Below are 20,506 nucleotides of genomic sequence, written 5' to 3'. Positions count from 1 at the left end.
CATCACAGCAGTCCGGGTGCAAGGAACACGCCTTCCAGAGCGGAGGTCATGGGATCGGAAGCCGGATTAGGGGCAAACGGTCGAAGCGTCAAGCGCACCGTCGAACCGCCGGGCACCGCCGATGCGCGGGCAGGTGCGCAGTATTGCAACGGCGGGGGCGGCCCCCCTATGGTTCCCGCCGCGCCGGCCATCCGGCTCGAACCTCAGGTGGGGGCACATGAAGGGGCATCGCAAGCGGGTCCTGGTAACCGGGGGAGCCGGGTTCCTGGGGTCGCATCTGTGCGAACGGCTGCTGGAGCGCGGCGACGACGTGCTGTGCGTCGATAACTTCTTCACCGGCGACAAGGAGAACATCGCTCCCCTGTTCGGGCATCCGCGCTTCGAGCTGCTCCGCCACGACGTCACCTTCCCGCTCTATGTCGAGGTCGACCAGATCTACAACCTCGCCTGCCCGGCCTCGCCCATCCACTACCAGCGCGACCCGGTGCAGACCACCAAGACCAGCGTGCTCGGCGCCATCAACATGCTGGGCCTGGCCAAGCGCCTGAAGGCCCGCATCCTCCAGGCATCGACCTCCGAGGTCTATGGCGATCCCACCCTGCATCCCCAGCCCGAAGACTACCGCGGCAACGTCAATCCGATCGGACCGCGCGGCTGCTACGACGAAGGCAAGCGCTGCGCCGAGACGCTGTTCTTCGACTACCACCGCCAGCACGGGCTCGATATCCGGGTGGCACGGATCTTCAACACCTACGGTCCGCGCATGCACCCCGACGACGGCCGCGTGGTCTCAAACTTCATCGTCCAGGCGCTGCGTGGCCTGCCGTTGACCATCTACGGCGACGGCGGCCAGACCCGGTCGTTCGGCTATGTCGACGATCTGGTCGAGGGACTGATTCGGCTGATGGACGCGCCCCCGGGGGTGACCGGGCCGATCAATCTCGGCAACCCCCGTGAATTCCGCATCCGGGATCTGGCCGAGCTGATCCGCTCCATGTCCGGCTCGACCTCCGAGATGGTGTTCCTGCCCCTGCCGGAAGACGACCCGATGCAGCGCAAGCCCGATATCACCAAGGCGGTGGCGCTTCTTGGCTGGGAGCCGACGACGCGGCTGGAGGACGGGCTGGAGAAGACCATCGACTATTTCGCCCGGAAACTCGGTTTCCGCCCCCCTTGCCATTCGCCCGGCCCAGCCATCGGCGCGGGGCTCCGCGAGCCTTCGTGGACATAGGGCCTGGGATGGCCGCCGGCCTGTCGCCGGCAGCGCCCCCGGACCATCGGTGAGCGCGAAGATTCACCATCTGGCGCCCGGCCAGACAAGGCCGGTCCGTCCCTTCGTCCGACCGGCATGGTCCATGCCGTCGTCCGGACCTGCCCTCCGGGAATCGCGGGGCGCCGGAGGGATCAGGTAAGGCTCAGGCTCCCGCGCCGCGGGCGGGCGGACCTTCGTCTGGCTGATCGCGCTGGCGCCCCCTCGTCTGCGGCCATGAGCCCCGCATCGATCTCTCCGAAGATGATCGACGTTGCCATGGGCTCCATCATGCTCCGTAGCCGCCCAATCTGACCGGGCGGAAAGCTCTTCTCAAAGGGGCTCTACCCATGGCTCCGGCCGACCATTGCCGTGATGATCTCGTAAAGTTCAGCCCGGGCCTGGTCGGCTGTGATCGCATCCGACGCGGCGGCATGGGATAAGGCATCCGCCGCGCCAAGCATCGCCCAGAAGCTGGATTGCGCGATGCCTTTGGGGCCCGTGCATGGCGCCAACGCCTTCCGGCATTTCTCGATGAAGGCCAGTTGATAGTCGCGCTTGACGGTCTCCAACTCCGGGGAACCGGCAAGTCCGGCCAAAACACCGGGAATCTCGCGTCCCTGGGCCAGAACGCATTCGACATAGGACGCGGCAATGACCTTCGCGGTTCCGTCCAGGGTCGGTTCGCGGGCCGTCAGCGCGGCGTCGATCACCTTTGTCTGGCGAGCGTCGAAATCCTGATAGAGCGCTGTGAGCAATCCGTTGCGCGTGCCGAAATGGTCATAGATCACCGGCTTGGTGATTCCGGCCTCTTCCGCCAGACGCGGAAGCGTCAGCGCATCGGTGCCTTCCTCGCGCGCGAGCCGCCACGCCACATCGAGAAGCTGGCGGTGCCGCTGTTCACGGCTCAGCCGGACGCGCTTTGCAGGGATCTGACGGTCTTCGGATCGGCTTGACATCCAATACCTACCAAAAGTAACTTACTCAAAGTATACAGAAACCCCGCCTCCAGATGCAATCATCCGCCGGCCCCCGCCTGCGGTCACAGAGGATTTGTGCGCGATGGCCGACATGACGCTTCCACCCCCCGACACTCGAAAAGCATGGCTCGGTCTGATGGCCGTGCTGCCGCTTGTTCTGCTCGTCGCCATGGACGGCTCGATTCTCTATCTCGCCATGCCGCACATCACGTCAGCACTGTCTCCGACGGCCGACGAGGCGCTCTGGATTCTCGACATCTACGGCTTTGTGGTCGGATCGCTGCTGATCGCGTCCGGCAACATCGGTGACCGTCATGGGCGGCTCAAGCTCATCATGGCCGGCGCAATGGTGTTCGCCGTGGGATCGCTCTGCGCGGCCGGGTCGCAGTCATCGGCGATGTTGATCGCCGCGCGGGCCCTCATGGGCCTGGGTGGCGCGACCTTGCTGCCCTCCGGGCTGGCGATTGTCAGCGTTCTGTTTCCTGATCCGCGTATGCGCGCGCGGGCCATCGGCATCTTCGCCGCGACATTCGCGGCTGGCTTCGCCATCGGCCCCCTTATCGGCGGCCTGCTGCTCCGGCATTTCGAGTGGGGGGCCGTGTTTCTCATCAATGTTCCGGTCGCGCTCGCCTTCCTGGTCGCTGCGCCGGCCCTGCTGCGTGAAGTTCGCTCGACGACGTGCGGACGGATTGACCTGCCGAGCCTCATCCTCTCGGTCGTCGGCATCTTGCTGGCCACGTGGTCGCTGAAGACCGCTGCCGCCTATGGTGTCACGCTGGCGCAATCCGCAGCCGGGATTGCCGGTCTTCTTGCCCTTGCGGTGTTCCTGCGCCGGCAGACCCGTATCGACCATCCGCTGCTCGACGTCAGCCTGTTCCGGGATAGGGTCTTCTCCATTGCGATTCTGACCGGACTTCTGTCCCTGGTTGTCTGGTCCGCAGCCAGCTACCTGTCCGGCGTCTATCTACAGACAGTTCTCGGCTTCAACGTGGTCACGACGGCCCTGATCACGCTACCGGGGGCCATCGTGCTGACCGCGACCTGCGTCGGGACGGCCCGCATCGTGGAGCGGATCGGGCGCAGGGCCGCCCTTGTGGCGACGCATTTCTTCATCAGCGCAGGCGTCCTCATCCTGCTGCTCACCGACACACAGGCCGGCGTCGCAGCCTTCATCGCTTCGACGGTGATCGCCGGCATCGGCTACGGGCTGTCGTTCAGTCTTGTCGCCGAAGTCGCGGTGTCGGCTGTCCCGGCCGAGCGGGCGGGCGCGGCGGGATCAATCGCGGAAACCAGCAACGAGTTGGGGAATGCGCTGGGCATTACCCTCCTTGGGTCGCTCGCCGCTCTCAGTTTCCGCCTGTTCGGTCCCGGTGTGGCGGGCACGCTGGGCGAGACGCTCGATCATGTGGGCATCGCCCCGGAAGTCGCCGCGCAGGCTGAGGAAGCCTTCCTGACCGGCCTGCATGTCGCGGTCGGAACGGGCGGGTTCCTCACGCTCCTTGCCGGCACCGCCGCCTGGCTATGGCTGCCGGGAAAGCTGCCGGACCAACCGCTGATGGCGACGCAGCCATAGGGACGACCGGCCGGCACCGCCCTCCTGCCCGGTGGGCGGTGCTGGGGAATCGATCAGGCACGAAAAACGTCAGACGCAAAAACAATCAGGACCCTGGCCGTTTCCGGCCAAGGCCCTGATTTTGTTGGTGGAGCCAAGGAGGATCGAACTCCTGACCTCTACAATGCCATTGTAGCGCTCTCCCAGCTGAGCTATGGCCCCGAACCGTCTGTCTCGTCGCGCCGGCCTGGGTCGCCGTCGCTGTGGGCGCTGTTTATCTTCGAACCGGGCCGCCCTGGCAAGAGGAAAATTCACCGGCCGCGCAATTTTTTCGAGGATGCCGGAAACCCTTGGATTTCCTCGGTTCCTCCGGGCGGGCCGGGGGATCGCCGCGTCAGCGGTCCTCGTCGCCCTCCACGTCCACGACCTCGCCGAGGTCGTCTTCGTCGCCCAGCTCGTCGGCATCCTCGGGCAGGACGTCCTCGTCCTCCTCGCCGCCGACTTCCTCGTCCAGGCCGTCCTCCTCGATGGTCACGTCCACGTCGTCCGTGCTCTCCGTGTCCTCGTCGTTCCGGGCCGGGCCCTCGTCGGAATCGATGCCCAGCGTATCATCCTCGTCCGCCTCGACCGGGGGCTTCTTCACATCCTCCACGGGGATCGGCCGCGCCCGGCGGGAGCGCAGCAGCGCCTCGGGATCGAACACGGTGCCGCAGCTCGGGCAGGCCGGCGGTTCCTTCCGCATGTCGTAATAGCGCGTGCCGCAGTTCGGGCAGATGCGCTTCGTGCCCCATTCCGCTTTCGCCACGAGACTTCTCCTTCTTGCCGCGCGGACCCGGTAATTCCCGCGCGCTGGCTCCGGCGGGGCATCTGCCATGAAGCCCGCCCCCTGTCAAACCAAAGAATCCGCGGGTCGGAGGCCCCTGCAACCGGGGCGGGCCGCCCCCCTGCCGTCCCGGCCTGCGTCCCGGCCTGCGTCCCGGTCTCCGCGCCGCGTCTCCCGCCTGTCGCCGCGCCGTTTCCCGGCCCCGCCGCGATGTGCTAGGAGCAGGGGGCGCCGGCCGTCCGCCGGCGGTCCGTCCCGGCCCTGTCCGGGCCGATCCGTTCCCTGCTGCCGCCGGAGCCCCCATGGCCGCCTCGCCCGCCGGACCCCGCCCGCTTCTCTCCCGCCGCTCGGGCGCGCTCTCCGGGACCGTCACGGTGCCGGGCGACAAGTCGATCTCCCACCGGGCGCTGATGTTCGGGGCGCTGAGCCTGGGCGAGACGCGGATCGAGGGCCTGCTGGAGGGGGACGACGTGCTGCGCACCGCCGCCGCCCTGCGCGCCCTGGGGGCGGAGGCGGAACGGCTCCCCGACGGCACCTGGGTCACCCGCGGCCGCGGCGTCGGCGGGCTGGCCGAGCCGGCGCAGGTGCTGGACATGGGCAACAGCGGCACGGCGGCGCGGCTGCTGATGGGGCTGCTGGCGACGCATCCCTTCACCAGCGTGATGACGGGCGACGCCTCGCTGACGAAGCGACCGATGGCGCGGGTGACGAAACCGCTGGAAACGATGGGCGCGCGGTTCGTCCTGCGCTCGGGCGGGCGGCTGCCGGGGGCGGTGATCGGCACCGACCGGCCGGTGCCCATCGCCTACCGCCTGCCGGTGGCCTCGGCCCAGGTGAAGTCCGCCATCCTGCTGGCGGGGCTGAACGCGCCCGGCCGCACCACGGTGATCGAGCCGGAGCCGACGCGCGACCACACCGAGCGCATGCTGCGCCATTTCGGCATCGAGGTGACGGTGGAGGAGGCCGGTGACGGCGCCCTGGCCGCCACCGTCACCGGCCAGGGCGAGCTGACGGCGCGCGACCTGCGGGTGCCGGCCGATCCCAGCTCGGCCGCCTTTCCGGTCGTGGCCGCCCTGATCCGGCCGGGCTCGGCGCTGTCCCTGCCGGGCGTCGGCACCAACCCGCGCCGCACCGGCCTCTTCGAGACGCTGCGGGAGATGGGCGCCGACATCGCCTACGCCAACCCGCGGGAGGAGGGCGGCGAGCCCGTCGCCGACCTGCTGGTGCGCGCCTCCGGCCTGCGCGGGGTCGAGGTGCCGCCGGAGCGTGCCCCCAGCATGATCGACGAATACCCCGTCCTCTGCATCGCCGCCGCCTGCGCCGAGGGGCCCACGGTGATGCGCGGCATCGGCGAGCTGCGGGTGAAGGAGAGCGACCGGCTGGCCATGATGGCCGACGGGCTCGCCGCCTGCGGCGTGACGGTGGAGGCGGGCGAGGACTGGATGGTGGTGCATGGCCGCGGCCGCCCGCCGGCCGGCGGCGCCACCGTCGCCACCGCCATGGACCACCGCATCGCCATGAGCTTCCTGGTCCTGGGCATGGCCACGGAGCAGCCGGTGCGGGTGGATGACGGCGCCTTCATCGACACCAGCTTCCCCGGCTTCGTCGCCCTGATGAACGGGCTGGGCGCGGACATCGCGGCGGCATAGGCGGGGTCGCCCGGCCGCGACCGGCGCCACCTGTCGGAACGGTGCCGGCCGTGCTATATCCGGAGGTGGTCCAGGACCGCCCCGGGAGGCACCCATGACCGCCGTGCGCAAGCTCGACCGCCGCATGACCGTGGAGGAGTTCCTGGCCTGGGACTCCGGCGACGATCTGGTCTGGGAACTGATCGACGGCTACCCGGTGCTGCGCGACTACGATCCGGCGACCGGCCAGGCCTCGCCCAGCCCGGACCACGGCGCCGTCACGGCTGCGCTGGGCCGGTTGATCGGCAATGCGCTGGCCGCCCGGAAGCACCCGTGCCGGCTGGAGATCGGCTCCGGCGTGGACCATGGCCGCCGGGACCGCGACTTCCGCATCCCCGACCTGCTGGTCCGCTGCGGCCGGACCCCGGCCGGGCCGGGCGAGCCGGTGCTGGTGGTGGAGGTGCTGTCGCCGGCCAACACGGCTTCGGAGATGCACCGCAAGCACGCCTTCTTCAAGGCGACCCCGTCGATCCGGGAGATCGTGGAGCTGGAGCAGGACGAGGCCGCCTGCACCGTCCTGCGCCGCCTGCCCGGCCGGGCGGGTCCCGGCGACGCCGGAGGCGATGGGGCCGACGGGGGAGCCGACATCTGGGTGCAGGAACGGCTGGCAGGGCCGGACGCCGTGCTGCGCCTGGACAGCATCGACGCCGCGATCCCGCTGGCGGAGGTCTACCGCGGCATCCTGGAGGACCCGGGCGGCGATGCCGGGGTGTGATGGCCGGGCGGTAATGGCCGCGATCCGGCCGCCCCGGCTTGACGCCCGCGGCCGCGGCGTCAACATGACGGAAAGACGAACGCTTACCGGGGCGATCATGGCGATCAGCAGCAGGGTGTCCATCAAGGCGCAGACAGTGCTGCCGCTCGCCGTCCGGGAACATCTCCGCATCCGGCCGGGGGACGAGATCGAGTACGACCTCCACGAGGGCTATGCGATCCTGCGTCCCAAGCGGAGGGCGGCGCTGGCGGATGAGCCCTTTGCCCTGTTCACCGAGTGGGCCGGTCCTGCGGATGAGGAGGACTATGCCGACCTTTGAGCCGTTCGAGGTCGTCACGGTTCCTTTCCCGTTCGTCGAACGGCCGGTGCTCAAGCGTCGGCCGGCCGTCGTGATCTCCCGGCCCGTGCTACAGGACCGTCTCGGGCTGATCTGGGTCGTGATGATCACGAGCGCCCGGAACGAGGCCTGGCCGGGCGACATTCCCGTCGCGGACATCACGTTGGCCGGATTGTCCCGTCCATCCGTGATCCGGCCCTGCAAGATGTCCGTGATCGAACCCACCGAGATCCGCGCCATCGGCCGGCTTGATGGAGACGTGATCGACGCGTTGACGCGCGCCCTGGCGGAAATCCTTCCCCCGCTCCAGTCCCGGACAACCGGTCCCCCTTGATCCGGCCCCCTTGAGCCGGCCCCCTTGAGCCGGCCCCCGTGATCCCGCCCCCTGCGCTCCAGGCTTGACGCGCTGCCGCAGGGGGGGAATGGTGCCGCCCGACCGCGCCCTCACAACCACCGCTTTCGGGTTCCCGCCTTGACCCCGCCCTCCAGCGCCCCCCGCGTCATCGCCATCGACGGTCCCGCCGCCAGCGGCAAGGGCACGCTCGCCCGCCGTCTCGCCGCCGCGCTGGGCTTCGCGCATCTCGACACCGGCGGCCTCTACCGCGCCGTCGGGCTGACCCTGCGCCGGGCCGGGCAGGACCCGGCCGATGCCGGGCTGGCGGCGCAGGCCGCGGCGGCGCTGACACCGGGCGACATCGCCGGGCTGATGGCCGATCCGGAGCTGCGCTCGGAGGCGACGGCGCAGGCGGCCTCGCTGGTCTCGGTGGTGCCGGCGGTGCGTCAGGCGCTGCTGGATTTCCAGCGCGATTTCGCCGCGCGGCCGCCCGTCCTGGCCGATGGCACGCCGGCCCGCGGCGCCGTTCTGGACGGCCGCGACATCGGCACCGTGGTCTGCCCCGGAGCCCCGGCGAAGCTCTATGTCACCGCGACGGTGGAAGTAAGGGCCGAGCGCCGACTCAAGGAGTTGCAGGGGCGGGGCGCTGTCGCTATATACGCCGACGTCCTGAAGGACATGAAGGATCGTGACGCGCGTGACAGCCAGCGGGCGGTGGCCCCGCTGAAGCCGGCTGCCGACGCGTATTTGCTTGACACGTCCTCGTTGGATGCCGACCAGGCCTTCGACGCAGCCATGACCTTCGTCCGCGCGAAGCCGGCGTTCAACGGACGCTGATCCTCTCGCTGATCCGGTCCCTCGGGACAGGCCGCCGTCCCTCGCTCCTTCCGGGGTGCGGGCGCGGCTCGCCGCCCGGTCCTGCGCGACCGGGCACCACCCTCCGGCCGCAAGGCCGGGGACAACCCGTCCGGTGCCCCAGGGAGCATGCCCAGGGGCCGGGCACAACCCAAGCCGCCGGGCGTGGTGCCCGGCGCGGCGGTGCCAGATCTTCCCTCCGGCTCGGGCGTGCCGGTGCGGGCGGTCCGGGTGCCGCTCCAGGTTCCACCCAAGGAGTTCCAATGGCCCAGGTTTCCGCCAAGTCCAGCCCGGCCGCCAGCCCCCTCGCTGGCAAGGAGAGCTTCGCCGCCCTCCTCGAAGAGTCCTTCGGCACCGCCGACAGCCTGGAAGGCACCGTCGTCAAGGGGCGCATCCTCTCGATCGACAATGACATGGTTCTGATCGACGTCGGCCTGAAGTCCGAAGGCCGCGTCGCGCTCAAGGAGTTCGCCGTTCCCGGCCAGCCGGTCGAGCTGAAGGCAGGCGACACCGTCGAGGTGTACCTGGAGCGCATGGAGGACAAGAACGGCGAGGCCGTGCTGTCCCGCGAGAAGGCGAAGCGCGAAGAAGCCTGGACCCTGCTGGAGAAGTCGTTCAACGACCAGGCCCGCGTGACGGGCGTGATCTTCGGCCGCGTGAAGGGTGGCTTCACCGTCGATCTCAACGGCGCCGTGGCGTTCCTGCCGGGCAGCCAGGTCGACATCCGGCCGGTGCGCGACATCAGCCCGCTGCTGGGCACGCCGCAGCCGTTCCAGATCCTCAAGATGGACCGCAGCCGCGGCAACATCGTCGTCTCCCGCCGCGCCGTGCTGGAAGAGAGCCGGGCCGAGGCGCGCAGCGAGCTGGTCGCCAACCTCAAGGAAGGCCAGGTCCTCCAGGGCGTCGTCAAGAACATCACCGACTACGGTGCGTTCGTCGATCTGGGCGGCGTTGACGGCCTGCTGCACGTCACCGACATCGCTTGGCGCCGCATCAACCACCCCTCCGAGGCGTTGCAGATCGGCCAGACCGTCACGGTCCAGGTCATCCGCTTCAACCCGGAGACCCAGCGCATCAGCCTCGGCATGAAGCAGCTCGAGGCCGATCCGTGGGAGGGCGTGGAAGCCAAGTACCCGGTCCAGGCCAAGTTCAAGGGCCGCGTCACCAACATCACCGACTACGGCGCCTTCGTGGAGCTGGAGCCGGGCATCGAGGGTCTGGTCCACGTCTCCGAGATGAGCTGGACCAAGAAGAACGTCCACCCGGGCAAGATCGTCTCCACCTCCCAGGAGGTCGAGGTGATGGTCCTGGACGTCGATCCGGTGAAGCGCCGCATCAGCCTCGGCCTGAAGCAGACGATGCAGAACCCGTGGGAGTCGTTCGTCGACAAGTTCCCCGGCGGCACCGAGCTGGAAGGCGAGGTCAAGAACATCACCGAGTTCGGCCTGTTCGTGGGCCTGCCCGGCGACATCGACGGCATGGTCCACCTGTCCGACCTGGACTGGAACACCCCGGGCGAGCAGGCCATCCAGACCTACAAGAAGGGCGACCAGGTCAAGGTCAAGGTCCTCGACGTGGACGTGGAGAAGGAGCGTATCTCCCTGGGCATCAAGCAGCTCGCGGGGGATCCGTTCGAGACCGCCGTCGCCGGCGTCAAGAAGGGCGACGTGGTGACCTGCACGGTCACCCAGGTCACCGACGGCGGCATCGAGGTCGAGGTGGGCGAAGGCTTCACCGGCTTCATCCGCAAGTCCGACCTGTCCCGCGACCGCTCCGAGCAGCGGCCCGACCGCTTCGCCATCGGTGAGAAGGTCGATGCCAAGGTCACCCAGATCGACCGTGGCAGCCGCAAGATCACCCTCTCCATCAAGGCCAAGGAGGTCGAGGAGGAGAAGCAGGCGATGCAGGAGTTCGGCTCGTCCGACAGCGGCGCCTCGCTGGGCGATATCCTGGGTGCCGCGCTCAAGCGCAAGCAGCAGGGCGAGGAGTAATCCCGCCGGTTCCGGCGGCCGCCCCTGGGCGACCGCCGGCAGGAGAAACGAAGGCCGTCCCGGGAAACCGGGGCGGCCTTCGCGTTTCCGGCCCGCTGCCTCTCCGACCGCCGCCGCTTCCGCCGCCGGTCGCCGCCGGTCGTCGGGTGTCCGGAAAAATCCCAGCGCCTTGAACGGCTTACCCTTGCGCATCGGGAAGCCCTCCGGCAATGTGTCCGGAAATTGCGCGGTGGCCCGGGTGCCTGCATGCCGACCGGCATCGGGTCGCGCCGGAGAAATCCGCCCGCACCCTGGGGGGGTAGCCAGATGACCAAGTCCGAACTGATCCTGCGCCTTGCCGAGCGCAACCCGCACCTGTACCAGCGCGACGTGGAGAAGATCGTCACCACGATCTTCGACGAGATCACCGACGCCCTGGCGCGTGGTGACCGGGTCGAGCTGCGCGGATTCGGCGCCTTTTCCGTGAAGAAGCGCGACGCCCGCCTGGGCCGCAACCCGCGGACCGGGGAGACGGTGGACGTGAACCAGAAGTTCATCCCGTTCTTCAAGACGGGCAAGCAGCTCCGCGAGCGGCTGAACACCGACTGATACCGCCGCTGGCGACCCCGGTCCGGCCCCGGTCCGGCGGGCCATTCTGCCGCGCCGGGCGGGCCGGGTGCCACTTTCGGGGCTTCTCCCTTATCGCGGGCATTGACAGCGCGGCGGCCTGTGGCGACCCTGGCGCCGGAGGGGGCATGCCTGCCCCTGTCCGACCTGCCGCCCGTCTAGCCGCAAGAAGGTGCCCCGGTGCGCCACCTGACCTGGATCATCACCCTGCCCGTGGCCCTTCTGGCCCTGTCCTTTTCGGTCAGCAACATGCAGACCGTGACCATCCTGCTGTGGCCGCTGCCCTGGAGCGTGGAGCTGCCGCTCTATGCCCTGGTCCTGGTCGCCATGGTGGTCAGCTTCTTCGCCGGCGGCCTGACCGCCTGGCTGGGCGGCCACGGTCAGCGCAAGGCGGCCCGCCAGCAGAAGCGGCGCGCGGACAGGCTGGAGCGCGACCTTGTCGCCGCCCAGGTCCGCGCCGGCGAGGCGGAGGCGCGGCTGGCCGCGCGGGAAGCCGTGCCCGTTGCCGTGACCACCCGGCTGCCCGCCCTGGTCCCCTGACCCGCCCTGGTGCCCTGACGGGCGCCCCTTTCCGGACAGGCCGGCGAGTTTTCTTTAAGACCGGCCGGGGTGCAGGACCGGCGCCCGTCAGGGCGCCGGAGTCGCGGGTGGCGGCACCGGCCGGACCGGGCGGCGGCGCTTCTGCCAGCGGTCCAGCAGCACGTCGAAGGGCTTCAGCATCCGGCCCTGAAGGCCCGGATCGCCCTCCAGCCGGCCCAGCGCGAAGGCCCCCGCCTCCAGGGTGGAGACGCTTTCGCGCCGCGGTTCCTTGCGCACATTGCCGTAGGCGGAGCGGAAGTCGGGATGGATCACCACCCGGCGCAGCTTCAGCAGCCAGGCGTTCCGCCACCACAGCGTCTTCGCCTGCGACCAGGTGCCGTCCAGCAGCACCAGCCCCTCCAGGTCCGCCAGCACGGCATCGCTGTCGGGCAGGGGGGCGCCCTTGCGGTCCACCACGGCGATGCCGCCGCGCGGCACCCGCGCCACGTCCTCCTTGCTGCCCATGTGCAGCACGCCCCAGCGGCGCGGATCGGCCGGGCGGCCCAGCGCCTTGGCCATGTTCGGCCAGGACAGGCCGACGCGCAGCACCGCCCCCTCCACCTGCGCGGTCAGCAGCCGCGCCGTGCCCAGTTCCACATCCTGTTCCTGCGGATGTTGCAGGACCAGAAGCCCCAGCCGCGTGCGGGCCGGGGTCAGGTCGGGGCAGAGGCAGAGATCGACGGCGCGCTTGCCACAGGCGCAGCGCTCGTCATCGGGGGTCGTCGGGGTCACGGTCGTCATGGGGCGGGACCATAGCCCAGGACGCGCCGCTTGGGCAGACCTGTCCGCGGGGGCGGGGACCGCGGGCGCCGCAGGGCGGCCCGGCGGAAAGGCATGGCCGCCCCGACTGTCCGGCGGTCCGGCAGTCCAGCGGTGCGGCAGTCCAGCAGCGGTCCGGCGGTCAGTGCGCCTCCGCCCAGTTGCCGGCCCAGCCGGCCTCCGCCACCAGGGGCACGCCCAGGCCGGCCGCTCCCTCCATGACGCTGCGGACGACGGCGGCCGTCTCCTCCACCTGCGCCTCGGGCACCTCGAACAGCAGTTCGTCGTGGACCTGGAGCAGCATGGCGGCGTCCAGCTTCGCCGCCGCCAGCGCCGGCTCGATGCGGGCCATGGCGCGCTTGATGATGTCGGCGGCCGTGCCCTGGATGGGCGCGTTGATCGCCTGCCGCTCGGCATAGGCGCGGCGGGCGGGGGCCTTCTCCCGGATGCCCTGGATCCAGCACCGGCGGCCCAGCAGGGTGGTGACGTAGCCGTGTTCGCGGGCGAAGGCCTTGGTCGTCTCCATGTAGGTCTGCAACTCGGGGAAGCGCTCGAAATACTGCTTGATGAAGGCGCCCGCCTCGCCCGGCGTGATGCCGAGCTGGCGGCCCAGCCCGAAGCCGGAGATGCCGTAGATGATGCCGAAATTGATCGCCTTGGCCTTGCGCCGGATCTCCGAGGTCATCTGGTCCAGCGGCACGCCGAAGACCTGGCTGGCGGTCATGGCGTGGATGTCGATGCCGTCGTGGAAGGCCCGGCGCAGGGCCGGCACACCCGCCATCTCCGCCACCAGCCGCAGCTCGATCTGGCTGTAGTCCACCGACAGCAGCAGGTGCCCCGGCCGCGCCACGAAGGCGCGGCGGATCTTGCGCCCCTCCTCGGTGCGGATGGGGATGTTCTGGAGGTTCGGGTCGGTGGAGGAGAGCCGCCCCGTCGCCGTGGCGGCCAGCGCGAAGCTGGTATGGACGCGGCCGGTGCGGGCGTCGATCTGCTCGGCCAGGGCGTCGGTGTAGGTGGATTTCAGCTTGGAGAGCTGGCGCCAGTCCAGCACCTTCTGGGCGATCTCCACGCCCTGCTCGGCCAGCCCCTCCAGCACGCCGGAATCCGTGCCCCAGGCGCCGGACTTGCCCTTGGACCCGCCGGGCAGCTTCATCTCGTCGAACAGGATCTCGCCAAGCTGCTTGGGGCTGCCGACGTTGAAGGCGCGCGGGGCCAGCTTCTGGATCTCCGCCTCCATCTCCAGCATGCGCTGGGCGAAGTCGGACGACATCTGCCGCAGCACGGCGCGGTCCACCAGCACGCCGCGGCTTTCCATGCGGGCGACGACGGGGACCAGCGGCCGCTCGATCGTCTCATAGAGCGTGACCATGTGCTGGCGCACCAGATCGTGCTTCAGGACGCGGTGCAGCCGCAGGGTGATGTCCGCATCCTCCGCGGCGTAGTCGCGGGCCTTGTCCAACGGCACCCGGTCGAAGGTGATGCGGGACTTCCCGGTGCCGGTGACCTCGTCATACTTGATCGTGGTATGGCCCAGATGGCGCAGCGCCAGCTCGTCCATGCCGTGTCCGTGCAGGCCCGTGCCCAGCACGTAGGAGATCAGCATGGTGTCGTCGATCGGCGCCATGGCGATGCCGTGCCGGGCGAAGATCTGCCAGTCGAACTTGACGTTCTGCCCCACCTTCAGAACCGCGGGGTCCTCCAGCAGCGGCTTCAGCCGGGCCAGGGCGTCCGCCAGCGCGATCTGCGGCGGCGGCGGCGGGGCGCCGCCCAGGTCCAGCCCGCCGGCCGCGCCCCGGGGCGTGGCCGGGTCGATGTGCTGCAAGGGGATGTAGCAGGCGCGGCCGGGCTCCACGGAGAGGGAGACGCCGACCAGCCCGGCGCTGACCGGGGTCAGCCCGTCCGTCTCCGTGTCCACGGCGACGGTCCCGGCCTCGCGCGCCCGCTCGATCCAGCGGTCCAGCGCGTCCAGGTCCTGCACCAGCTCGTACTCGACCCGGTCCGGCTGCGGCACGACGCCGTCGCCGCGGGCCTCCGGCGCCGGGGCGGGGGCGTAGCTGCGGCTGTCCAGGGCGGTGCGCGCGTCCGTGCGCGGCGCCCGGGCGGCGGGCGCTGCCGGGGCGGGGGCCGCACCGTCCACCAGCGTGCCGTCGGCCGCCAGCTCCGCCTCCACCTTGTGGATGACGGAGCGGAAGCCCTGCACCTTCAGCCAGTCGATCAGCTTGTGGTGGTCGGGTTCGCGCACGCGCAGCCGGTCCAGCGGCACCGGCACCGGCACCTTGTCGTCCAGCCGGACCAGCCGCTTGGAGATGCGGGCCAGCTCGGCGTTCTCCAGCAGCTTCTGCCGCCGCCCGGCCTGCTTGATCTCGCCGGCCCGTTCCAGCAGCGTCTCCAGGTCGCCGTAGTCGGTGATGAGCTGGGCCGCCGTCTTCACGCCGATGCCGGGGACGCCGGGCACGTTGTCCACGCTGTCGCCGGCCAGCGCCTGCACGTCCACCACCTTCTCCGGCGGCACGCCGAACTTCTCCGCCACCTCCTCCGGCCCGATCAGCCTGCCCTTCATCGGGTCCATCAGGCGCACGCCGTCGCGGACGAGCTGCATCAGGTCCTTGTCGGAGCTGACGATGGTGACCGGCCGGCCCTGCTCGCTGGCCATCCGGGCGTAGGTGGCGATCAGGTCGTCGGCCTCGTAGCCCTCCAGCTCCAGGCAGGGCAGGCAGAAGGCGTCCACCGCCTCGCGGATGATGGCGAACTGCGGCCGCAGATCCTCCGGCGGTTCCGGCCGGTTGGCCTTGTAGTCGGGATAGAACTCGTTGCGGAAGTTCAGCCGCTTGGCGTCGAAGATCACGGCCACGGCCTCGGCCTTCAGCTCCGCCAGCAGCTTCATCAGCATGTTGGTGAAGCCCAGCACGGCGTTCACCGGGGTGCCGTCCGGCCGGTTCAGGGGCGGCAGCGCGTGGTAGGCGCGGAAGATGAAGCCCGACCCGTCCACCAGGTAGAGCGCCTCCGGCGAGGTGTTCCCCGCCTCAAGGGAGCGGCTGTCGGAAGGCGTGGCGGCGGTTTCCGGTGCGGCAGTGTCCGGGGCGGTCATCGGGGGCGGTCCGGTTTCGGGTGTCAGGGCTGCACCATGGCGCAAGGCCGGGGCTGAGTCGAGAGTGGGCGCCGCCCCCTGGCGTGACGGTCCGGGGCAGGTGTAGGCTCCCCCGAAATCGGGGGTAAAGCAGCGATATGACCACAATCCTTGGGGCGGACGACCATGCGGACGGTCCGGACGCCGCCACGACGCTGACGATCGGGGACAGCGCGATCGGCTTCCTGGAGAGCAGCGTCGACCAGGACTGGTTCGCTGTCCGGCTGGAGGCCGGCCGCACCTATGCCTTCGACCTCCGCGGCGTCGATGGCGACGGCGGCACGCTGGAGGACCCCTACCTTGTCCTGGTGCGCGCCGATGGCAGTGTCATCGCGTCAGACGACGACAGCGGCACCGGCATCGACAGTCGCCTCGTCTTCTCGGCGCTCGACAGCGGCATCTACTACCTGTCCGCCCGTTCGTTCTCCAATCCGGGGCGCGACCTGAGCGGCAGCTACACGCTGGCGACCGCTGTCCTGCCCCTGCCGGAGCCCGATCCGCCCGGCCCCATCGGCGCCAGCGCCCCGACCGATCCGGAGTTCGAGGCGCAATGGCATCTGCGGCCCTCGGCCGGGGGAGTCGATGCCCTTGCCGTCTGGGCGGACTTCACCGGCAGGGGCGTCCGCGTCGGGGTGTTCGACCAGGGCATCGACGGCAGCCACCGCGACCTCGACGGCAACCTGGACCTCGCCGGCTTCGACACGGCCACCGGCGGCGCCGCCACCTTCCCGCGGCGGACCGAGGACAACCATGGCACCGCCATCGCCGGTGTCATCGCCGCCGAACGCAACGGCTACGGCACCGTCGGCGTGGCTTACAACGCCACCCTCGTCGCTCTCTACAACAACCTCGACAACACCCACACCGCCTTCGGCGAAGCGATTGCCCGCGGCCTGCTGCGGGCGGCGCAGGACCTGGACGTGGTGAACAACTCATGGGGCCTGGGCCGGGAAAACCCCAAGAGCGCCTTCAGGGATGATTTCAGCGGCGGCCCCTATGCCGCGGCCGGCGAGGCGCTGCGCACCGCCGTGCAGCAGGGGCGCGACGGGCTGGGCACGGTCATCGTGATGTCCGCCGGCAACAACGGGCAGGCCGGCGACGACGCCAACCTGCACAACTTCCAGAACAGCCGCTTCGTCATCACGGTGGCGGCCAGCGATTCCAGCGGCGTCGTCGCCGACTTCAGCACGCCGGGCAGCCCGGTCCTGGTGGCGGCTCCCGGATGCGACGTCACGACGACCGACCGGCCGGGAGCCGACGGCTATTCGCCGACGGACTGGGCGACCCTGAACGGCACCTCCATCTCCGCCCCGGTCGTCAGCGGAATCGTGGCCCTGATGCTGGAGGCGAATCCGGACCTGGGCTACCGCGACGTGCAGCAGATCCTGGCCGCCACCGCGCGCAACTCCGACCCCGGCGATTCCGGCTGGCAGTGGACGGGGGCGTCCGGCTGGAACGGCGGCGGCATGCACTTCAGCGAGCGGTCCGGCTTCGGGCTGGTCGATGCCCGCGGGGCCGTCCGGCTGGCGGAGAGCTGGACAGGGCAGTCCACGGCGGCGAACGAGCAGATGCTCTCGGCCGGCAGCCGGACGTGCATCGCCATTCCCGACAACGACGCGAGCGGCATCACCGATCCGGTCGCCATCGCCGGGACGCTGCGGGTGGAGCGGGTCGAGGTGGATCTCGACATCGTCCATCCCCTGATCGGCGACCTGGCGGTCGAACTGATCTCCCCGGCCGGCACGGTGGCCTCCCTCCTGAACAACCCGATGCTGGGGAAAGCGGTGGGCAACATCGACGCCGGCACGCTGCGCTTCACCGTCGGTGCGGCCACCTTCCTCGGCGAGGCTGCGGCCGGGACCTGGCGCCTGCACGTCGCGGATACCGGGGCGATGGACACCGGCACCCTGGTGTCCTGGACCCTGCGCGTCTACGGCGCGGCAGAGGAGGCCGACGACCTCTACCTCTTCACGGACGAGTACGCGCTCCTGGCCGCGGCGCAGCCCGCCCGCGCCACGCTGTCCGACACCGACGGCGGGCGCGACACGCTGAACGGGGCGGCCCTGAGCGCCGGTGCGGTGATCGACCTCTCGGGCGGCCTTTCCCGCATCGCCGGGGCAGAGCTGCGGGTGGCGGCGAACACGGTGGAAACCGCCATCGCCGGCGACGGCGACGACCTGCTGATGGCCGGCTCCTCGGGCTCGGAACTGCGGGGCATGCGCGGGGCCGATACCCTGCGCGGCGGCGCCGGAGCCGACACGCTGGTGGGCGGGGCCGGGGCGGACAGGCTGACAGGCGGGGCCGGCGACGACCGGCTGGAGGGCGACGGCGGCATCGACACGGCCGTGTTCTCGGGCCCCCGCTCCGCCTACAGCATCAGCACCGCCGACGGCGTGACGACGGTCGCGCATCTCGCCGGGACCGAGGGCACGGACCGGCTCACCGGGATCGAGCGGCTGGTCTTCTCGGACCTGACGCTGCGCCTGTCCGACTCGCCGGCGGAGCTGGTGCTGGTCCGGCCGGAGGGCGATCTGGTGCTGTGGGACGGCACCCGCGGCAGCGCCGGCTTCACCTACCTGCTGCGGCCGGCGCCGGGCACGACGGTCACCGGCTTCATCGACCTGGGCGGCGACGGCAAGGACGATCTGCTGCTGAGCCTGCCCGACGGCGGCGTCGTGGTCTGGGACGTGGCGCGCGGCGGCGACGGCTTCACGGCGCTGCCGGTGCCGTCGGGCTACCGGCCGGTAGGCGTGGGCGCCTTCACCGCCCCGGGATCGAGCGACCTGCTGCTGGCGGGGCCGGACGGCGCGTTGGCCTTCATGGATGCGGGGCGTGGGAGCGTGACCCCGTTCCTGACGCTGCGGCCCGGCTTCTCGGTGGCCGGCACCGGTGAGATCGACGCGCGGGCCGGCGACGACATCATCTTTCACAATGAGGCGACCGGGGCGCTCCAGCTCTGGAACGGCAGCGGCTTCGCCGATCTGCCGACCCTGGCGTCGGGCTACGGCTGGCGGGTCGAGGCGGTGGCGGACCTGGTCGGCGGCGCGGCCGACGACCTGCTGCTGTTCAACACCCACAGCCGCATCCTGATCGCCTGGGACGTCGGACGCGGCTTCGGCGGCATTCACAACCTGTTCACCCTGGAGCCGGGCTGGTCGGTCTCCGGCACGGGCGACATCGACGGGGACGGCCGCGAGGACATTCTGGTGACCGGCCCCGGCAATGCCCAGGCCCTCTACTGGAAGGGGACGGGCTTCGGCGATCTCGGCAGCACGCTCGCACTGCTGGGCGTGGCCGGGATCGCCGATATCGCCTGATCGTCAGAAGCGGTAGCGGGCCGCCACCGTGACGATGTCCACGTCGCTCTCGAAATGGCCGGTCAGGCGGTTGCCCGTCCCGGTCGTCTGGTTGACCGTGGCATCCGCCACGAACAGGTGGGCGTAGCCGGCGTCCACGGTCAGCGACTCCAGCGGCTGCCAGGACAGGCCGGCGGTCAGCCAGGTGCGCTCCTCGTCCGGGATGCGCGGGGTGCGGTACTCCCCTTGCGCGGCGCGGCCGTCATGGGCGGCACCGACGCGCAGGGTCAGGTCGTCGCTGTAGGCGTAGGTCGCGCCGACGGCGAAGAACCAGGTATCGTTGTAGAACTGCTCGTCCACCGAGACCGGCTGCGCCGGGTTGGCGAAGACGACCCGGATCTCCTTGAACTCGCTCCAGTCCGTCCAGGAGGCGGTGGCGTGCAGGCCGATCCGGCCCAGGTCCTGGCTGACGGAGAAGTCGATCGACTGCGGCGTGGTCACGTCCGCGGTGGCACCCGACTCCGGCTGGAACGCCTGCACGCCCACGGCCGTGAACACGGTCCGGACGGAGGACGGCATGGTGAACTTGCCGGTGCCGTCCAGGGTGTGGTCGATCTTGGAATGGTAGGACAGGCCGAAGCGGGTGCCGGCCACCGGCTCGAACAGCAGGCCCAGGTTCCAGCCCCAGCCCCAGTCGTCGCCCTTCACCTTGGCCATGCCGTCGGCCGACTGCGGCAGGAAGCCGGGCACGCGCAGGTTCGCCAGGATGGCGCCGAAATCCACGGCGTTGGTCAGTTCGGCCTCGGCGCGCTGCACCGAGATGCCGCCACCGACGGAGAGCTGCGGCATCAGCCGGTAGGCGCCGGCCAGATTGACGTTGGCCGTCTCCAGCGTGGACTTCACGGCATGGTAGCGGCCGGTCCAGTCCTCGTCATAGTCCGTCTCCAGCCCGTAAGGGGCGGTGGCCGACAGGGCCAGGCGCCAGTCCTGCCCCTCCGGCGCATAGACCAGATAGGCGGCGGGCAGCGGCAGCGGGTCCTTGGAGCCCTCGGCCTCGCCGCTGATCGGGCGGCCGAGCGCATCGGCGGTCGTGCCCTTGAACTTGGTGCTGGGCACGATCAGGCTCAGCGCCGCCTCGGCGCCGGAGCGCTGGATGTAGGTCAGGCCGGCCGGGTTGTTCACGGCGGTGGACAGGTCGCGCGGGTCGGACGCCAGTCCTGCGAAGGCCGTGCCCAGCAGGGCGCTGCTGTTCTCACGGATCTGGAAGCCGGCGGCGTGGGCGCCGGACGGCAGGGAAATGACGGTCGCAAGCGCGGTCGCGGCAAGCAAGCCGCCGGCAAGGGCGGCGCTCCGGCCGGAGCGGGAGGGAGAAACGATGGTCATCTTCTTGGGCTTACCCATGTCAGTAGGGCTCTTGCACTGAGGTCGGCCGTTCGGTGGCGGCTCTCATGGTTCGGCGCCGCGTCGTCCGGCGCCACCCCGGAGGAGGGGGCCTCCCCGGCCGGCTTGCGTCGAAAGACTGTCGCGGCGACCTCGCGGTTCAAGCACGACGGTACGGCGCATGACAAGCAGAACCTGGGGCGGCTGGGAATGCGGCGCTTAATCCTAGCGTCGG

16 protein-coding genes and 1 tRNA gene are annotated in these 20,506 nt (G+C 70.4%); 11 read left to right on the top strand and 6 right to left on the bottom strand.

The genetic code is table 11. The annotated features are described in order from the left end of the window. The first annotated feature begins 217 nt into the window (after positions 1-217). Positions 218-1,231 carry a UDP-glucuronic acid decarboxylase family protein gene (locus ACFQPS_RS12380; protein ID WP_377359386.1) on the top strand — a complete coding sequence of 338 codons (1,014 nt, stop codon included), beginning with the start codon at positions 218-220 and terminating at the stop codon, positions 1,229-1,231. A 362-nt stretch (positions 1,232-1,593) separates the two neighbouring features. Here ACFQPS_RS12380 and ACFQPS_RS12375 read toward each other — a convergent pair whose 3' ends face one another. Further along, positions 1,594-2,208, bottom strand: a complete 615-nt coding sequence (locus tag ACFQPS_RS12375; protein ID WP_377359384.1) for a TetR/AcrR family transcriptional regulator — start codon at positions 2,206-2,208, stop codon at positions 1,594-1,596. A gap of 103 nt (positions 2,209-2,311) precedes the next feature. Here ACFQPS_RS12375 and ACFQPS_RS12370 point away from each other — a divergent pair, with 103 nt between their 5' ends. After that, complete coding sequence (locus ACFQPS_RS12370) at positions 2,312-3,802, top strand: MFS transporter (protein ID WP_377359382.1); 1,491 nt, start codon at positions 2,312-2,314, stop codon at positions 3,800-3,802. Between the two features lie 125 nt (positions 3,803-3,927). On the opposite strand, the gene ACFQPS_RS12365 is transcribed toward ACFQPS_RS12370, so the two are convergent. After that, positions 3,928-4,003: transfer RNA gene (locus tag ACFQPS_RS12365), tRNA-Ala, on the bottom strand. A 172-nt stretch (positions 4,004-4,175) separates the two neighbouring features. Then, positions 4,176-4,586: a TIGR02300 family protein gene (locus ACFQPS_RS12360; RefSeq protein WP_377359380.1), complete on the bottom strand. Its 411-nt coding sequence runs from the start codon at positions 4,584-4,586 to the stop codon at positions 4,176-4,178. Positions 4,587-4,906: 320 nt separating this feature from the next. On the opposite strand from ACFQPS_RS12360, the gene aroA reads away from it, so the two are divergent. The 8 genes from aroA to ACFQPS_RS12320 all read left to right on the top strand — a co-directional run bounded on the left by aroA (position 4,907) and on the right by ACFQPS_RS12320 (position 11,670). Beyond that, positions 4,907-6,253, top strand: coding sequence for a 3-phosphoshikimate 1-carboxyvinyltransferase (gene aroA, locus ACFQPS_RS12355; RefSeq protein ID WP_377359377.1), 1,347 nt, complete (start codon positions 4,907-4,909; stop codon positions 6,251-6,253). A gap of 94 nt (positions 6,254-6,347) precedes the next feature. After that, the gene (locus tag ACFQPS_RS12350; RefSeq protein WP_377359375.1) at positions 6,348-7,007 is read left to right on the top strand and encodes a Uma2 family endonuclease; all 660 of its coding nucleotides are present in this window, start codon (positions 6,348-6,350) and stop codon (positions 7,005-7,007) included. A 97-nt stretch (positions 7,008-7,104) separates the two neighbouring features. Beyond that, the gene (locus ACFQPS_RS12345) at positions 7,105-7,326 is read left to right on the top strand and encodes an AbrB/MazE/SpoVT family DNA-binding domain-containing protein (RefSeq protein ID WP_377359374.1); all 222 of its coding nucleotides are present in this window, start codon (positions 7,105-7,107) and stop codon (positions 7,324-7,326) included. Further along, positions 7,313-7,678, top strand: coding sequence for a type II toxin-antitoxin system PemK/MazF family toxin (locus ACFQPS_RS12340; protein WP_377359371.1), 366 nt, complete (start codon positions 7,313-7,315; stop codon positions 7,676-7,678). The genes ACFQPS_RS12345 and ACFQPS_RS12340 overlap by 14 nt, the downstream gene beginning before the upstream one ends. Before the next feature lie 138 nt (positions 7,679-7,816). Beyond that, positions 7,817-8,515 carry a (d)CMP kinase gene (gene cmk, locus ACFQPS_RS12335; RefSeq protein WP_377359369.1) on the top strand — a complete coding sequence of 233 codons (699 nt, stop codon included), beginning with the start codon at positions 7,817-7,819 and terminating at the stop codon, positions 8,513-8,515. A 281-nt stretch (positions 8,516-8,796) separates the two neighbouring features. Beyond that, entirely contained in the window at positions 8,797-10,524 is a 1,728-nt protein-coding gene (rpsA, locus tag ACFQPS_RS12330; RefSeq protein WP_377359368.1) for a 30S ribosomal protein S1, read from the top strand. Positions 10,525-10,830: 306 nt separating this feature from the next. Continuing rightward, positions 10,831-11,112, top strand: a complete 282-nt coding sequence (gene ihfB / locus ACFQPS_RS12325) for an integration host factor subunit beta (RefSeq protein ID WP_012567651.1) — start codon at positions 10,831-10,833, stop codon at positions 11,110-11,112. A 198-nt stretch (positions 11,113-11,310) separates the two neighbouring features. Next, entirely contained in the window at positions 11,311-11,670 is a 360-nt protein-coding gene (locus ACFQPS_RS12320; protein WP_377359366.1) for a lipopolysaccharide assembly protein LapA domain-containing protein, read from the top strand. 87 nt (positions 11,671-11,757) lie between these two features. Here the strand turns inward: ACFQPS_RS12320 and ACFQPS_RS12315 are convergent, their stop codons facing one another. Both ACFQPS_RS12315 and polA read right to left on the bottom strand, forming a co-directional pair. Further along, entirely contained in the window at positions 11,758-12,450 is a 693-nt protein-coding gene (locus ACFQPS_RS12315; protein WP_377359365.1) for a tRNA-uridine aminocarboxypropyltransferase, read from the bottom strand. Positions 12,451-12,610: 160 nt separating this feature from the next. Further along, on the bottom strand, positions 12,611-15,556 hold the full coding sequence (gene polA / locus ACFQPS_RS12310; RefSeq protein ID WP_377359363.1) for a DNA polymerase I: 2,946 nt from the start codon (positions 15,554-15,556) through the stop codon (positions 12,611-12,613). A gap of 137 nt (positions 15,557-15,693) precedes the next feature. On the opposite strand from polA, the gene ACFQPS_RS12305 reads away from it, so the two are divergent. Beyond that, positions 15,694-18,912 (top strand): S8 family serine peptidase, encoded by a 3,219-nt coding sequence (locus ACFQPS_RS12305; protein WP_377359361.1) that lies wholly within the window; start codon positions 15,694-15,696, stop codon positions 18,910-18,912. A gap of 3 nt (positions 18,913-18,915) precedes the next feature. On the opposite strand, the gene ACFQPS_RS12300 is transcribed toward ACFQPS_RS12305, so the two are convergent. Then, the gene (locus tag ACFQPS_RS12300; RefSeq protein WP_377359359.1) at positions 18,916-20,292 is read right to left on the bottom strand and encodes an OmpP1/FadL family transporter; all 1,377 of its coding nucleotides are present in this window, start codon (positions 20,290-20,292) and stop codon (positions 18,916-18,918) included. Between the last annotated feature and the right edge of the window lie 214 nt (positions 20,293-20,506).

This window comes from Rhodocista pekingensis (assembly GCF_042665545.1).
Lineage (GTDB): Bacteria > Pseudomonadota > Alphaproteobacteria > Azospirillales > Azospirillaceae > Rhodocista > Rhodocista pekingensis.
Note: the sequence above shows the minus strand (reverse complement) of the source record. Positions and strands in the feature narration are given on the sequence as shown.

Excerpts from the sequence above, each read along its gene's own strand:
- ihfB (WP_012567651.1), top strand. The coding sequence starts at position 10,831 with ATGACCAAGTCCGAACTGATCCTGCGCCTTGCCGAGCGCAACCCGCAC.
- ACFQPS_RS12380 (WP_377359386.1), top strand. The coding sequence starts at position 218 with ATGAAGGGGCATCGCAAGCGGGTCCTGGTAACCGGGGGAGCCGGGTTC.
- ACFQPS_RS12375 (WP_377359384.1), bottom strand. The coding sequence starts at position 2,208 with ATGTCAAGCCGATCCGAAGACCGTCAGATCCCTGCAAAGCGCGTCCGG.
- ACFQPS_RS12300 (WP_377359359.1), bottom strand. The coding sequence starts at position 20,292 with ATGGGTAAGCCCAAGAAGATGACCATCGTTTCTCCCTCCCGCTCCGGC.
- ACFQPS_RS12345 (WP_377359374.1), top strand. The coding sequence starts at position 7,105 with ATGGCGATCAGCAGCAGGGTGTCCATCAAGGCGCAGACAGTGCTGCCG.
- ACFQPS_RS12370 (WP_377359382.1), top strand. The coding sequence starts at position 2,312 with ATGGCCGACATGACGCTTCCACCCCCCGACACTCGAAAAGCATGGCTC.
- ACFQPS_RS12340 (WP_377359371.1), top strand. The coding sequence starts at position 7,313 with ATGCCGACCTTTGAGCCGTTCGAGGTCGTCACGGTTCCTTTCCCGTTC.
- ACFQPS_RS12315 (WP_377359365.1), bottom strand. The coding sequence starts at position 12,450 with ATGACGACCGTGACCCCGACGACCCCCGATGACGAGCGCTGCGCCTGT.
- polA (WP_377359363.1), bottom strand. The coding sequence starts at position 15,556 with ATGACCGCCCCGGACACTGCCGCACCGGAAACCGCCGCCACGCCTTCC.
- ACFQPS_RS12350 (WP_377359375.1), top strand. The coding sequence starts at position 6,348 with ATGACCGCCGTGCGCAAGCTCGACCGCCGCATGACCGTGGAGGAGTTC.
- aroA (WP_377359377.1), top strand. The coding sequence starts at position 4,907 with ATGGCCGCCTCGCCCGCCGGACCCCGCCCGCTTCTCTCCCGCCGCTCG.
- rpsA (WP_377359368.1), top strand. The coding sequence starts at position 8,797 with ATGGCCCAGGTTTCCGCCAAGTCCAGCCCGGCCGCCAGCCCCCTCGCT.
- ACFQPS_RS12305 (WP_377359361.1), top strand. The coding sequence starts at position 15,694 with ATGACCACAATCCTTGGGGCGGACGACCATGCGGACGGTCCGGACGCC.